This is a genomic window from Erwinia sp. 1181_3, from assembly GCF_052824965.1.
The window spans coordinates 74,069-89,474 of the sequence record NZ_VTDE01000008.1 but is presented as its reverse complement, the minus strand read 5'-3'; the positions used below and the strand labels follow the sequence as shown (position 1 = coordinate 89,474).

Sequence of the window (15,406 nt, the reverse complement as noted above, 5' to 3'; positions counted from 1 at the left end):
AAATCCCTCTTGTGCCTGTAAGGCCAAATGTACAAGGAGCTATTTAGCCCGGCAGATTATTCACTTTCATTTGCAGCATCTCTTTCAGCGTCGAAGACGCATCAGAAGCGATTCCTTTGCTCCACGCATCGCGTGCGCCTTTGACATCGCCTTTGCTGAGTAACGCTTCACCGCGTACATCAGCCACGATAGCTGCCCAGCCGTCACCTTTAACGCTTTCCAGTGTTTTCAACACGGCGTCAGGCTGCTTCTGCTGTAACTGGATGCGTGCAAGGCGCAGGTTCAGAACCGACTGCAAGTTAGCATCTTTGGTGCTCTTGAGGCCGCTCTGCAACTGGTCTACCGCTTTATCCAACTGATTGTTGTCAATATAGCGTTTTGCCAAATCCAGAGAAGCCAGTGCACCGTAGGTATTGCTGTTTTCGCTGGCAAATTTAGCTACTGCGTCAAGCGAAGCGGGTTTCGTGGCGTCCAGCGCCGACGTCACCTGCTGATAAGACGCGGACACTTCACGCGATCCGCTGTCCTGATGATTACTCCAGTAACGCCAGCCCAGTAATGCGCCGACGCCCAGAACAACGCCAACCACTAACGCTTTGCCATTCTGAGCAAAGAAGTTCTTCAGCGCATCTACCTGTTCGTTCTCGTTGCTATACACTTCCACGCAATCCTACTCCTTTAAATCGTGCCGCCGCAGAGGCTTAACGCTGTAACATCGATGCCAGCGTAGCTGCCGCAGCACTTTGTGCCAGCGTTTGTTGCTCGCCGTTACGCAAATCTTTAATCACCAGTTGGCCATTGGCCACTTCATCTTCACCGAGTACCAGTGCAATGCGGGCGCCCCACTTGTCTGCACGGGCAAACTGCTTCTTGAAGTTACCGCCACCAAAGTTAGTCATTAGCTTCAGTTCCGGAAGCGCGTCACGCAGCTGTTCTGCCAGCAGCATCGCCGCGCTCTGTACGCCCTGACCCGAAGCGATAACATAGACATCAACAATACGCGTCGGTTCAAATTCTGGATTAACCGCCTGCACCAGCAGGACCAGACGTTCCAGGCCCATCGCAAAACCGACCGCCGGGGTTGCACGTCCACCCAACTGTTCAACCAGGCCATCATAACGTCCACCGGCACAGACGGTGCCCTGTGAACCGAGGCTGCTGGTCACCCATTCAAACACGGTCCGGTTGTAATAGTCGAGGCCACGCACCAGACGCTGGTTGACGGTATAAGCAATACCGGCTGCATCGAGCAGGCTGCACAGCCCGGCGAAATGCTCGCGGGACTCGTCATCCAAATAATCACCGAGCGTTGGTGCATCATTCAGCAGTGCCTGAACATCCGGTTTTTTGCTATCCAGCACGCGCAGCGGGTTAGTATACATGCGGCGTTTGCAGTCTTCATCCAGCACGTCAATATGCTGTTCGAGGAAGGCCACCAGCGCATCACGGTAATTGGCACGGGCTTCCAGTGAACCGATGGAGTTCAGCTCCAGGCTGACATGCTCAGAGATACCCAGTGCTTTCCACCAGCGGGCCGTCATCATGATCAGTTCCGCATCGATGTCCGGGCCTTGCAGACCAAACACTTCAGCACCAATCTGATGGAACTGACGATAACGCCCTTTTTGTGGACGCTCATAGCGGAACATCGGGCCGATATACCACAGACGCTGTTCCTGATTGTACAGCAGACCGTGTTCAATGCCCGCGCGTACACAACCCGCGGTACCTTCAGGACGCAGCGTCAGGCTTTCACCGTTGCGGTCATCAAAGGTGTACATCTCTTTTTCAACCACATCGGTCACTTCACCGATAGCGCGTTTGAATAACGGGGTCTGCTCTACAATCGGCAGGCGAATTTCGCTGAATCCATAGCTGCCCAGCACCTGCTTGAGGATCTGTTCGATACGCTGCCATACCACGGTATCAGCAGGTAAATAGTCGTTCATGCCGCGAATGGCCTGGATATTCTTCGCCACTAGTTTTCTCTCATCAATTTGATTCAGCAAGGGGCGACCGAAATAAAAGGCCGCCCCTTGCAGTTTATTTTTCGACCTGCTGGACATCAATCCGGCGCGATGCGTCCAGTATGGTGGCTTTCGCACGAATGCGGGCTTCCAACTGATCGATCATATTGTCGTTATCCAGACGCTCGCGCAGACGCACGCCATCTTCGTAGAAACCGCTTTTCTTGCTGCCGCCAGTGACGCCCATCGTGGAAACGGTGGCTTCACCCGGGCCGTTCACCACACAGCCGATAATCGAAATATCCATCGGTGTGATGATATCTTCCAGCCGCTCTTCTAACGCATTCACCGTGCCGATCACGTCAAATTCCTGACGTGAACAGGTTGGGCAGGCGATAAAGTTGATACCGCGCGCGCGAATACGCAGCGACTTAAGGATATCGAAGCCGACTTTTACTTCTTCAATCGGGTCGGCCGCCAGCGAGATACGCAACGTATCGCCGATGCCTTCCGACAGTAGCAACCCCAGGCCAATGGCCGATTTGACGGCACCCGCACGTGCACCACCCGCTTCGGTGATGCCCAAATGCAGCGGCTGGTCGATCTGCTTCGCCAGAAGTCGATAGGACTCAACGGCCAGGAACACGTCGGAGGCTTTCACACTGACTTTGAACATATCAAAGTTGAGGCGATCGAGGATGTCCACATGACGCATCGCGGATTCCAGCAGCGCCTGCGGAGTGGGCTCACCGTACTTTTCCTGCAAATCTTTTTCCAGCGATCCGCCGTTAACACCAATGCGGATGGGAATATTGTAATGACGCGCGCAATCCACCACAGAGCGAATACGCTCTTCATTACCAATGTTGCCGGGGTTGATGCGCAGACAGTCCACGCCATATTCGGCAACTTTAAGGGCAATACGGTAGTCAAAATGGATATCAGCGACCAGCGGGACATTTACCTGCTGTTTGATAAGACGGAAAGCTTCTGCGGCATCCATCGTTGGTACGGACACACGCACGATATCGACACCAACGCGCTCCAGAGCTTTGATCTGAGCGACCGTAGCGGCAACGTCGGTAGTGCGGGTATTGGTCATGGACTGGACGGCAATAGGTGCACCGTCACCCACGGGCACCTTGCCGACGTAAATGCGCTTTGATTTGCGACGGGTAATGGGTGCTTCGTTATGCATATTCTTTCTCCACAATCACTCGCGACCAGAGGAAGATGCGTTATTGCGCACCGATAGTCAGGCGAGCAACCTGGTTAGTACGGATGAAACGACTCAGATCGACAGGTTTACCCTGATATTCGATCTGTACTGCGGCCGGCGCACCAATCTTCAAACGATAGGGGGCGGTGCCGGCAAGGCTGAGTTTACCACCACTACGCTGAATACCGCTGAACAGTTTCTTGCCTGCTGCATCGGTTACTTCCAGCCAGCAATCGCTGGAAAAAGTCATCACTACGGCGTTTGGGTCAACAGCAGGCTGGCTGACGCCGGCGCTGCTGGTAGGCAGTTGCCCACTGACACCGGCCTCAGCCGGTGCCTGACTTGGTGAAACCACAGCAGGCTGAGAATTATCAGCCTGAGTATTTGCCGCAGGTACCTGCGCCGTGGCAGCTGGAGTGCTGCCCGTGTTCGCAGAATCTGCTGCTGGTGTGGTATCCAGTGGAATGGCCGTTTGCCCACTGCTATCAGTGGCGCTGTTGGCATTACTGTCGGTCAAAGGGATCGACTGACTGTTATCCCCTTCGGACGACGCGTTTTGATCGGCCATTGAAACCAGATCATCCTGAGCGGCTTTGTGATTCTGCCACCACCAGGCTCCCGTCAATCCCACCACCACAAACAACACCAGCCAGGTGAAAATCATCAACCAGCCGTCGCGTTTTTTGCGGCGTTTACCGAGGGAAAAACTTTGCATCGGTTCAACTTTCGCGGCTCTGACCGGGGCCTGCTTGGCCATCATCGGTAGCAGCTCTTCTTCCGGCACGCGAACCAAACGCGCGTAAGAACGGATATAGCCACGCAAAAAGGTCGATGCCAGGTCGGCAGGCGACTTGTCCTCTTCAATATCACGAACAGTGGAAAGTTTCAGGCAGAGGCGTTCAGCAACATTCTGCTGAGTCAGGCCCATGAGTTCACGGGCACCACGCAGGCGCTCGCCTGTTGAATTTACGTTAGGTTTGTCTTGAGTGGCTTCAGTATTCATTAGCTAAGAAATGCTGGTACTGTATCGATTGTGGAAAAATTCGCGCAAGTTGAGCCCCATAATAATGAACTTCATCGGGCTGATTGACCTGCGCGGCGAAGCGAATCTCTAACCACAGGCTTTCTGCCGAAACAGGAAAGTTGTGTTGATAAACATCTAACAGGAGCCGTGAATCTGCACGACTCCCCTTTCCAAATCGCCTTTCGGCTTCTGCCAGCATTAGCATTCCTTTGGTCGGATCGATTTTCACCGCATCCTTCAGCGCTTCTCGCGCTTTTTCATGCTGGCCGGCATTCAAAAAACAATAGCCGGAATTTTCAACACTGTCGGCACGAAGCCCATTTGCTGAATCATCCATTGCCCTGCTGAACAGCCGTTGTGCCGCATCATACTGCCCTAATCCGCAGAGAAACGCACCGTAATTATTAAGCACATAGCTGTTTTGCGCTGCTAATTTCAGGGCGTGACGATAATGTTGCTGCGCCATGCTGTTGTTGCCTGTCTGCTGCTGGTAGCGAGCCATCGCCAGTTGGGTACGGTAATCGCCTGGTGCAATGGCGATTGCACGCTGCAAATTCCTGCGTGCAGCATCATTGTTACCGCGCGCCAACCAGGCCATTCCCAACTGAATCCGTGTTTCAACCAGTGCATCTGGCTGTGGCGAAGTCTGACATCCCGCCAGCAACATTATCAGCACAAAGGCGATTATCCCTGCCCGCATCCCTGTCTCTCCCTGTTTTTATCAGCCACTTATCGTACGCCAATATTGCCAGGTTCAATACGGAATTAGGCAGGAAAACACCGGGTTTCAGATCGCCTTCACAGAGATGGCTTCTCCAGCCAATTTCTTTTTCAACGTGCGCTTAGTACGGTCAATAACATCACCTGCCAACTGACCACACGCAGCATCAATATCATCACCACGGGTTTTACGCACAATAGTAGTAAAACCGTAATCCATCAACACTTTAGAGAAGCGATCGATGCGACTGTTCGAACTGCGACCATAAGGTGCTGCCGGGAAGGGGTTCCACGGGATCAGGTTAATTTTGCACGGCGTATCTTTTAACAACGCGGCCAATTCATGCGCATTATCAGTGCTGTCATTGATGTGATCGAGCATCACGTACTCGATGGTCACACGCCCTTGATTAGCATTAGACTTGCCGATATAACGGCTGACGGATGCCAGGAACGTCGCAATATTGTACTTTTTGTTGATCGGTACAATTTCGTCACGAATTGTGTCATTAGGCGCATGCAGCGAGATCGCCAGCGCCACATCGATCATATCGCCCAGCTTATCCAGCGCAGGAACTACACCCGACGTGGATAGCGTCACGCGGCGTTTTGACAGGCCAAAGCCAAAATCATCCAGCATAATTTCCATTGCCGGAACCACATTGGTCAGGTTGAGCAATGGCTCACCCATCCCCATCATCACCACGTTGGTGATAGGGCGCTGGCCAGTGACTTTGGCGGCACCGATTATTTTAGCTGCACGCCATACCTGACCAATAATTTCGGATACACGCAGGTTACGGTTAAAGCCCTGCTGCGCCGTTGAACAGAATTTGCATTCCAGCGCACAGCCCACCTGGGAAGAGACACACAGCGTGGCGCGATCTTTTTCTGGAATGTAGACGGTTTCTACCTGCTGCCCACCCACCTGAATGGCCCATTTAATGGTGCCATCGGCTGAGCGTTGTTCTTCCGCGACTTCTGGTGCGCGTATTTCAGCGACCTCTTTCAGCCTGTTACGGAAAACCTTGTTGATGTCGGTCATCTCATCGAAATCATCACAGCAGTAGTGATAGATCCATTTCATCACCTGATCGGCACGAAACGGTTTTTCACCCATGCTGGCAAAAAACTCACGCATCTGCTGACGATTGAGATCGAGCAGGTTGATTTTGTCTTTTTTAGGGATGGCAATTGCAGGAGATTCGGACGACGGCGTCACAATAAGTTCTGACATAATATTCTCTGGCCTCGTTGTTACACGTTATGGCTCTGGGTTTGGAGTGAATAAAATAGAAGCGCCCCTGAACACAACGTCAGGGGCGCATTATTGTACTCATGACTTCGTAAGGGTTAAAGCAGCAAACACACTTTTTTTGTAAACCCTTTTCCGTCAGGCAACCGAATTAACGGGTACGCGGGCAGATTTCGCCTTCGCCGAAGAAGTAAGCGATTTCACGGGCAGCAGATTCAGCAGAATCAGAACCGTGAGTCGCGTTCTCGGTGAAGCTGTCTGCGTAGTCAGCACGCAGCGTACCCGCCAGCGCGTTCGCCGGGTTAGTTGCACCCATCAGGTCACGGTGACGCTGTACGGCATTTTCGCCTTCCAGTACGGAAACAACAACCGGACCAGAGGTCATGAATTCAACCAGGCCATCAAAGAAAGGTTTACCCTGGTGTTCAGCGTAGAAACCTTCAGCCTGCTCTTTGCTCAGGTGCAGCATTTTGCTGCCAACGATTTTGAAGCCAGCGCTTTCAAAACGGTTGAAGATGGCACCGATAACATTCTTTGCCACAGCGTTTGGTTTTACGATGGAAAATGTACGCTCAATAGTCATTGTTGACCCCTGTATTATCTTTCGAGTTTAGCCGCGAAAACGGTTCCCGGCCGGGAAAATGGCCGCAGATTATAGGGGGCATCGCGAGAGATGCCTATCGGAGATTCAATAATTTAATGAAAAACCCGATCCTCATCGCGACATTTTTTCCCCACCTGCGGCTATTTTACGCAGCCCGTGGATTGATGACCAGAAAAGCGCCTGGGGATCCGTCTGAAATTAGTTGATCAACGCCACATTAATCAGACGACTGTCGGCACGGCCACGGTCGTCTACCGCACGAATACGATATTTCCCCGGGCGGGAGGGCCGCCAGTCGAGGGGCGTTTTACTGGCACTGCTACCAAGATAAACATCATCAACAAACCAGTAAACAGTGGCACTGTCCGCATCGGTCACCGCGCTGAAACTGATATTGTCCCGCCCTTTCTGCGACTGACGCAGCTGGTAAGTGGTGTTCTTCAACGGCGACGTTATGCGTGGTGCATCTCCTCCCACTGCGCCCTGCTGGCAGGTAACCGCTGGCGGCTGGCGCTTGGGCAACCCGGCTTGCATAAAGACGTTGGCAAGATCGGAGGGCCAGAACTCAAACACTTCAATATGGCTGGTCTCTGTATCCCAGGGGGCACAGACGGGTTGCCCACTCTGATTATCAATACGTAAGGGGCGGTAAACCGTATCCACTTTAATCGGGGATTTACCCGGAATAAACCAGCTTTTGCCGCGCTGCTGGCACCACTGCGTGGGCAGATCGCCACTCGGCAGGCAGATTTCCACACGTTTCAGATGCACCGGGAAGCGATGCTTAGGCTCACTCAGTCCCGGATAGCTGGCAATCACACTGTCGATAATATTGAAAAACAACGGTGCGGCAGCCTCAACGCCGACAAACGCGTTATTGCCCTGCCCGTTAAAGTTCCCCTGCCACACCACCAGCACATAAGGACCAAAAATACCGACGCTCCATGCGTCGCGAAAGCCCCAGGAGGTGCCGGTTTTCCAGTAAACAGGAAGCGATGACGGGCGCTGCGCTAATGTATCGCCAGGGCGGCGGTGCTGACGCAGAATATCCAGCGTCATAAAACTGGCCTCTTCACTCAGCAGGCGAAATGCCGGCGACTGAGGGTCCTGCTGACGCAGCCGCAGCGCGCGAACTTCGCCCCGGTTAGCCAGCATCGCATAGAGTTTCGCCAGTTCCTGGGCAGTCACCTCTCCCCCCCCCAGCACCAGCGACAGTCCATAATGTTTTTCGCTGGCAAGATTACTGATACCCGCCAACTGTAAAAACTGATAGAAACCCGGCTGGCGCAGCCGTGAAGCAATGGTCACCGCCGGAATATTTCGGCTGAAATTGAGGGCGTCGGTCGCAGTCACCGGCCCGAGGAAGCGGCGGTCAAAGTTCTCGGGCGCATAGCTGCCGAAGGAGTAAGGCACATCTTTCAGAACGGTCATCGGATGCAGCACGCCCTGCTCCATCCCCAGTGCATAAATAAAGGGCTTCAACGCGGAACCCGGGGAACGTTTAGCGTTTGTGCCATTCACCTGCCCCTGAATCTGGCGGTTGTAATAGTCGGCCGAGCCGACCATAGCACGTACTCCCATATCGCGGCTGTCCACCAGCAGCACGGCGGTATTATGAATCCCCCGGCTCTGATTACGACGAATAAACGCGTTGACCTGTCTTTCAACCAGCCGTTGCAGACTGGCATCCAGCGTGGTGTCCACACGGGGTTGACGCTCTCCGATCTGCAACTGTTCAATGAAGTGCGGTGCGATAAAAGGCAAATCCTGCGGCTGACGCAGGGCTAACGGCAGCTGAAACAGCGCTTGCTGGCTGTGGTCGGTGGGATAATGCTGCTGCCAGCGCAGGAACAAGCGGTTGCGCGCCTGCATCAGCGGCGGGCTGACTTCATCACTGCGAGGATTAATACGCAAACTGGGTGACTGAGGCAGTACCGCCAGCGTCAACGCCTCTGCCAGCGTCAACTGTGCAGGGGGTTTGGCAAAGTAGATCAGGCTGGCTGCACCAATACTTTCGATGTTACGCCCATACGGAGCGTAATTCAGATAGGCTTCCAGGATATCGTGTTTGGAGTAACTGAGTTCAAGCTGAAGGGCGCGCAACACCTGAACTATCTTGCCTTTTGGCGATCGGGTATTCAGTTGCCACACCATGCGCGCCAGTTGCATGGTGATGGTCGATCCGCCCTGCTTATTGCCGCCCAGCACATAGCTGCGCCAGAAGCCCCGCGCCAGGCTTAGCGGGTTTACGCCGGGGTTGTACCAGAACCAGCGATCTTCATGCAGCAACAGTCCGTCCACCGCCAACGGCGAAATCGCCTCCAGAGGCGTCCACTGACGATAGCGATCGTCGCTGGCCAGCGACAGCCGTAGCAATGTGCCATGACGGTCATACCATGCCGTGGACAGCGGGACACCTTGTGATAACGGCGGATGTGGCCACAAACGAAAGCCTGTCACCAGCAGCGCCAGTAATCCCAGCGCCACTGCCAGATTTTGCAACAGACGTTTCATGTGTTCATGCTACCCGAAGCCCGGCTATTCAGCCGGTACCACATCAATCTTGCCTGCGCTGGCTGACATCGCCTGAATTTCACGGTCATACATCGCTTCACCGTACGCCGGAGGAATGACAAAACTTCCGGTGTTGGTGGCTTTGATTTGGTAAACAAACTCCTGCAGTTCCGTGGTGGCACTGCCATAGATGATCACACGATCTTCACGAATATCGCTGAAGTCAGGTGCCCAGGTTGATCCGCTTGCCGCCAGCGGCGACTGCCAGCCTGCAGAAGATGCATCCTGCTGTTCCTCATCATCCGTCTCTGGCGGTGGAGGCGTTTGCTGGACCACTTCAAATCCACCCGGCAACAGGTCAACTATCGCCAGATTACTCAGCGCTGCTTTTGAATTCGCACGGATTTTCAGATGCACGTTAATGGTCTGACCGAGTGAGACCTTGTCGACCGTTTTACCTGCGGCATCGGTGTAATCGCGGCTGATTTCCAGCCCACGGCTGATCGCTTTCTCTGGTGCAGCCAGGTCATAACCGGCCTGTGTGACCACATACCAGGCGGGTGCGTTTCCTGCATTGCGGAACTGAACAGAAGCCGCATCCCCACTGAAGTTACCCTGTGCAAACCGCCCCTTTAGCGCAGAAATCAGCTGAGGAACTTTATTGTCACGCCCCAGTTGGTTAATCGTCAGCGCCTGCGGATCGTTTTGTTGTGCCACCTGTTCTGAGTAACTTTCCAGCGCCAGAATGCTCATCGCCGCGGAGAAGGTCGTGTAACGCTCTTCCCTCAGTGCCTGCACCATATTTTCCAGCAGTTGTGGCGGGATAGCCGATACTTTTTCCGGGAAGTGACGGGTAATCAGGTACAACCGGGTCGCATCCTGCACCAGCGGATCGTAGTAGTTTTGCGTCCACCAGCTTTTGTTATAGGCCTTGTCCAGCGCCTTCCAACCCGGCGCCAGCAACCGTTCAGCTTCATCATCGGCCTTGAGTAAGCGCCATGAGGAAGCGAGATACAGCGCACTGAGATCGGTTTGCCAGCTGTCCGGGTAGCGTTTTTTCAGTGTCTCCTGCACTGAGGCCAGCGCATTCGTGGTGATTTCGCCCTGCCGCGTAAGCAGATAAACGGCCCAGGCGCGCAGGCGAAGGTGGTAGAGGTCTTCATAACCGTTGGCCGCCAGTGCGCGCAGTGCAACATTGGCATCGTCCAGCATACCGGCAGGCAGCGGATAACCGGCGGCTTTCGCCTCCAGCAGGTACTGCACCACATACGGTGTGATAAACGGATCGGCCTGTGGTGACGCCATCCACAGCCCGACAGCACCGTCAGCGTTCTGGCGTGAACGCAACACGTCGAGAATGCCTTTCAGCTGCTGACGCACTTTATCCGCATCCAGATTGCCACGCAGTTCCGGGTGTTCACTCTGCAGCAACAGCGGGATCGACTGGCTGACAATCTGTTCAGAGCAGTAGTACGGGTAGTCCGCCAGATAACTTGCCAGCCCGCTGGTTAACACCAGCGGTGAGTTCGAGACCGCAGCCTGACGCTGTGCATAAGCACCGAACATCTGGCGTAAATTATCCACCTGCTGCTGATTCCCATTCATCCGTCCCATCACCGTCTGGATTCGGAACGGCATTGCCGGGCGTACCGATGTACTGATCGTCCGGCGGCTGGTTTTATCACTGTATTGCGCACTAAAGACCAGTGGCGCATCACCCAATTCAGATTTAGCACGCAGACGGAAGTTGACCACACCCTCATGCTTAGCCGCCAGTTCAAGCGACTGTTCCGGCTGCCCGACCACTTCCAGCTGCGGCGGAGGCGTCACCTTGATTGCCACCGGCAGTTTGCCATCACCCAGGCCTTCCAGGTTATTACTCACGCCCACGCTGACGTCAAATTCATCCCCCGGAGCGACCATTGAGGGGACGTTCGGCGTCAGAATAAAGTTGTCACGCACGGTGGTGCCGGTTTGCGCTTTACCTATTTTTTCTGGCGTGACCGAAATCGCCATCACCCGAATTTTACCGTTGAAATAGTCCGGCACCGGATAAGTAAACTGTGCGTGGCCGTTCACTTCGGTGATCCCCGACCAGTACGCCACCGGCTTGTCCCGTTTACGTTTGAACGGGTTGAGGTGTAGATCGAGGCCTTCACCGCCATCACCGCCTGGGGCTGAAGTCAGCGACATCAGCTTGCTGAACTCTGGCAGGATCAGATCAAGAATCTGCGAGCTCTCAACGTTCAGTTCACGCTTACGGAAGAAGTAATCCAGGGGATCGGTCAGACGATAACGCGCCACCTGCAAGATCCCTTCATCTACGGCAAAAACGGCCACCTGCTGCGGGGCATCCGTGGTGACGTTAATGGTGAGATCTTCACCTGGCTTAATCACCTCTGGCACATCGAGTTTCAGGGTGTTTTTCCGCGCTTCATTACTGATTTTAAACGGCATCACACCATAGCTGAGCGGGCTCATGAAGATCTCATCCGAGTTAATATCACGGACGAACTGCACGTTAATATAGGCATTGCCCTCAAGCTCTGCCGGAATGCGGATCTTCTGTACCGAGTTAGTGGTGGTGGTGTGGAACCACTGCCAGCTGTAGACACGATCTTTTTCAATGGTGATCAGGCCGCTGCCGGTATAGGGTGCGTTGATCGCCACTTCAATTTCACTGCCCGGCTGATACTTGTCGCTGTTTAGCTTTAGTTTCAGTTCGGCATTACGATCGAGCGAACGGGTCAGGTTGGCTTCACCCGCCACGCTATAAGCGATGCGGTTCAGCACCTCACCTTTGGCATTTTCTACCACCAGCACGAAATCACCGGGCTTATTGGTCGCCAGTGCCATCGAGTGACCGCTGGCAGGCAAGTCAAATGCAGCATCGGAAACCGGGATCTCTTTCAGCCTGGATTGATATTTATAGACACCGGACTCCTGACGCGTCAGCACCGACAGATATTTTTGCTCTAACAGGCGCAGCGTCAGGCCGTTAAGCGCAATGGTATCCAGCGACGGATTAATCGCGATCAGATTCACGTTGCGCTGGGCATTTTGATGAATGTAACCCAACTCTCCATCGGCTTTCACACCAATCAGATAATCATACGGAGAGACCAGCGTACGGGCGGTAGCTGCCACTGAACGACCGCCGCCAGCGACAAAGGCTTCCGACAGTAATTGCAGCTGATAGGTCGACTCACCGAAACCGCTCAGATCCAGTTTAATCGCTGCCGCACCGTTATCATCCGTGGTGCTGTCTTCCAGTTCAGTTTCATAACCGTCACTGGCCGAACGCGCTTCATAGAAGGCGTAATCTGCATAGCGATCGAACGCCGGGTAGACGGGACGCAGCGTCATTTTGGACGCCACACGGCGCCCCTGTGCCGGGGTGCCGAACAGGTTCTGGACATCAATATTGGCTTTCAGTGCATCCGGCTTGACCCAGCCTTGCTGATGGTCGGGGGTCAGGGTCAGCTTGACCTTGAGCTGATCCGGTTCGAACTCTTTGACGTTAACCGCCGTGCTGCCGAGCAGGCGTGTTGAGTCGTCGTCTTTACCCGGCAGATAGAGATAGATATTCCATTCGCCCGTAGGCGAGCTTTCTTCCGTGGTAAAACTCAGTTCGTTAAATCCGCTGGCGCTGAGGGTCAACGGAACGGTACGCATCAGTTTATCGCGTGGGTCGCGAATTTCAGCGCGAACCGGTATGCCGCCTACCGGCACGGACCAGTCGGCGGCGCGGGTGATCAGACCAATATGGAAGGTATCGCCCGGGCGATAGACACCACGATCAGAGAACAGATAGCTTCCGAGAGTGCGGGTATCGTCCGGTGTGGTTTCGCCATACACATCAAAACGGGAGAAATCGAGGCCACGATCGTTGTCACGGCCGGTCGGCAGGAAGGAGACATCCCCCTCTTTTTCCACCAGGAACATCACCGGTTCACGTTCGTTGGTATACACCTCCAACGACGGGAAACTGACGTGACCATCGCTGCCCGTCTGACGGGTCAGCAGTTTTTCACCGTTCTTCGCCACGACCGAGACCTGCGCACCCGCCACTGGCTGACCGCCGCTGATCGACTGCACAAACAGGTCACGCGTTTTATCCTGCGAACGTTTGGCAATGATGCCCAGATCGGTCACCACCACAAAGCGTGAATCCCCGGTGATCGCCTGCTGCGATTCCTCTTCCTGATACTCCTCTTCCTGAGGCTGGGCCTCTTTCTGCTGTGGAGACCATTCAGACAGGGTCAGCAGGAAGATGCCGCGATGGGAATCGGGACGGGTTGAGAGATAGCGCGACAGGTCGATGCCCTGATAGCTGACCTCACCGGGTTTATCATTATTCACCGGCGTCTGATAACGAAAGCGCTCGGTGAAGTATTCGTCGTTCAGGCGATTGAAATCAGCCGAAGCGAACTGGCGGCTTTTAAATGAGACGATATGCTGCAACTGGCTGGGAATAACACGTTTGATGTCCACGCGCAGCCCCGGCACGTTACGTGCGGCCACGCTAATGCGTTTATCGCCGTTAACTGACAGTAGCGCCCCCTGAGCGGCAAACTGCAGCAGCTTCGGATAGTCTGGCACCTGAACCACGCGCCACTGTTTTTCCGGCATTTTGTAGCCACCATTGGACGTCATCGCAGCATCCACCGACACCAGCAAATAACGTTTTGCCGGGGCATCAAATTTGAAGCTGAACTGCGGTTGCCAGGTTTCTTCTGCTTCGTTCAGGCTGAGCGACACGACCGGAGAGCGGTTAATCACGCTCTGATCGATATTGCTCACATCCCAGGGAATGAATTCCTCTTCTGTTTGCTCACTGGCCGGACGACGTGGGTCCTTCTGTGGCAACAGCCAGGCTTTCACCCCTTTGCGAACATCGTTGTCACGTACGGCATCGCTAAAGCCAACAATCAGTGCGCGTTCGCCCTGGCTGCCGGGTTTATCGACCACTTCCGCACTGACATCACTCAGGCTAAGGCTGTAAAGATTCGGGACCGTCACCCATCCATCACTTTTACGCGTCACCGGATTGCCAGGACGTGAGGATTTCACCCCGCTGCTCACCTGCAAATGCACAGCTCCGCCGTGATCCATTGGCTGTAGCGCAGTGGAACGCACCCAGGCATTCAGTTTCTTTTCATCCCAGGTTACGCTGAACTTAAGCGGCTGTTCTGGCTGCCCCTGCGCGGCGCTCAGGCCGAGCGACAACTGTTTTTCCACGCTCTGCACATCGGCCGGCGCGTTGAATTTGATATTGAAAATAGCGCTGTGCTGGCTGCTGTCCTGCGGGTCCTGATAGTACTCGCTGCTGCCAATTTGATAGTCAAAAGCAGGCACAATGAAGCGGTGGCGCGTCTGTTCAATACGGATTTGCGGGGCCAGCAAAGTGTCAGGCTCAAGAGTCGCCTCATAGCTCGCCCCCATTGGCAGCGGCTGCTGCGGGGTGAAAATCAGCGTCCAGGCATTCTGCCACTGCCATTCCCCGGCTAAGGCGGGCTTCAGGCTAATCCCTGCGCTGACCTTTTTTCCGACCAGCGTGACCGGGGCAACCGACTGATTGAACCTCAGGGTGAGCACCTGCACGGCAGGTTTTGCGGCGGTGTAGTCAATCCCTTCCGGGTTGACGACCTCTACCCTGCTGTTCTGGATGGCCAGCGGGGCAACGTCAATCGGTTTAGGTCGGTTCTGCCACCACTGCCAGCCATACACGCTGGCAACACCTGCAGCCGCCAGCAGCAGCACACTCAGGGCAATGGTCTTCGGATGTCGGTCAATCCCCTGCTCAAGCCGGGCGAAGCCTGCTTTAAGGGGTGAAACCCAGCCTGGGCCGCGCCAGTTGATCTCACCCAGCAGCGGGCGCAGCAACAGTCCCAGCACGCGAAAAAGGCGCGAGAGCAGCCAGCACAGTGCTTTCAGCACGGTGAACGGTAAGCGCAGGAGAAATTTGAGCACATCCATCAGATAGAACCTTCCCTGTTACAAAATTGGTCAAAGAGTAATAGTTTATCTGCGCAATTTCTATCTGCGAATGCAAACAATTTGCAGGAATCCAGAGGTGGCTCTGAATAGTGTCATTTCGCCT

Annotated in this window: 9 protein-coding genes; all 9 read right to left on the bottom strand. The window is 54.4% G+C overall.

Annotated features, from left to right (window positions below; all coding sequences use genetic code 11):
* Positions 1-43: 43 nt before the first annotated feature.
* The 9 genes from FY046_RS18005 to FY046_RS17965 all read right to left on the bottom strand — a co-directional run bounded on the left by FY046_RS18005 (position 44) and on the right by FY046_RS17965 (position 15,282).
* Complete coding sequence (locus FY046_RS18005; RefSeq protein ID WP_133845869.1) at positions 44-664, bottom strand: YfgM family protein; 621 nt, start codon at positions 662-664, stop codon at positions 44-46.
* Between the two features lie 37 nt (positions 665-701).
* Positions 702-1,979 carry a histidine--tRNA ligase gene (gene hisS / locus FY046_RS18000; protein WP_446186335.1) on the bottom strand — a complete coding sequence of 426 codons (1,278 nt, stop codon included), beginning with the start codon at positions 1,977-1,979 and terminating at the stop codon, positions 702-704.
* A 64-nt stretch (positions 1,980-2,043) separates the two neighbouring features.
* Positions 2,044-3,165, bottom strand: coding sequence for a flavodoxin-dependent (E)-4-hydroxy-3-methylbut-2-enyl-diphosphate synthase (gene ispG, locus FY046_RS17995; protein ID WP_133845867.1), 1,122 nt, complete (start codon positions 3,163-3,165; stop codon positions 2,044-2,046).
* Between the two features lie 40 nt (positions 3,166-3,205).
* Positions 3,206-4,189: a cytoskeleton protein RodZ gene (gene rodZ, locus FY046_RS17990; protein WP_133845866.1), complete on the bottom strand. Its 984-nt coding sequence runs from the start codon at positions 4,187-4,189 to the stop codon at positions 3,206-3,208.
* The gene (gene pilW, locus FY046_RS17985) at positions 4,179-4,910 is read right to left on the bottom strand and encodes a type IV pilus biogenesis/stability protein PilW (RefSeq protein ID WP_133845865.1); all 732 of its coding nucleotides are present in this window, start codon (positions 4,908-4,910) and stop codon (positions 4,179-4,181) included. The genes rodZ and pilW overlap by 11 nt, the downstream gene beginning before the upstream one ends.
* An 87-nt stretch (positions 4,911-4,997) precedes the next feature.
* Positions 4,998-6,167, bottom strand: coding sequence for a bifunctional tRNA (adenosine(37)-C2)-methyltransferase TrmG/ribosomal RNA large subunit methyltransferase RlmN (locus FY046_RS17980; RefSeq protein ID WP_133845864.1), 1,170 nt, complete (start codon positions 6,165-6,167; stop codon positions 4,998-5,000).
* Between the two features lie 169 nt (positions 6,168-6,336).
* Positions 6,337-6,768 (bottom strand): nucleoside-diphosphate kinase, encoded by a 432-nt coding sequence (ndk, locus tag FY046_RS17975; protein WP_062744669.1) that lies wholly within the window; start codon positions 6,766-6,768, stop codon positions 6,337-6,339.
* A gap of 219 nt (positions 6,769-6,987) precedes the next feature.
* Positions 6,988-9,303 carry a penicillin-binding protein 1C gene (pbpC, locus tag FY046_RS17970; protein WP_167864708.1) on the bottom strand — a complete coding sequence of 772 codons (2,316 nt, stop codon included), beginning with the start codon at positions 9,301-9,303 and terminating at the stop codon, positions 6,988-6,990.
* 24 nt (positions 9,304-9,327) lie between these two features.
* Positions 9,328-15,282 carry an alpha-2-macroglobulin family protein gene (locus FY046_RS17965; RefSeq protein ID WP_167864707.1) on the bottom strand — a complete coding sequence of 1,985 codons (5,955 nt, stop codon included), beginning with the start codon at positions 15,280-15,282 and terminating at the stop codon, positions 9,328-9,330.
* Positions 15,283-15,406: the final 124 nt, after the last annotated feature.

What these genes read in the sequence shown, in the direction of transcription:
- ispG (WP_133845867.1), bottom strand. Translation starts at nt 3,165, where the DNA reads ATGCATAACGAAGCACCCATTACCCGTCGCAAATCAAAGCGCATTTAC.
- rodZ (WP_133845866.1), bottom strand. Translation starts at nt 4,189, where the DNA reads ATGAATACTGAAGCCACTCAAGACAAACCTAACGTAAATTCAACAGGC.
- pilW (WP_133845865.1), bottom strand. Translation starts at nt 4,910, where the DNA reads ATGCGGGCAGGGATAATCGCCTTTGTGCTGATAATGTTGCTGGCGGGA.
- FY046_RS17980 (WP_133845864.1), bottom strand. Translation starts at nt 6,167, where the DNA reads ATGTCAGAACTTATTGTGACGCCGTCGTCCGAATCTCCTGCAATTGCC.
- ndk (WP_062744669.1), bottom strand. Translation starts at nt 6,768, where the DNA reads ATGACTATTGAGCGTACATTTTCCATCGTAAAACCAAACGCTGTGGCA.
- pbpC (WP_167864708.1), bottom strand. Translation starts at nt 9,303, where the DNA reads ATGAAACGTCTGTTGCAAAATCTGGCAGTGGCGCTGGGATTACTGGCG.
- FY046_RS17965 (WP_167864707.1), bottom strand. Translation starts at nt 15,282, where the DNA reads ATGGATGTGCTCAAATTTCTCCTGCGCTTACCGTTCACCGTGCTGAAA.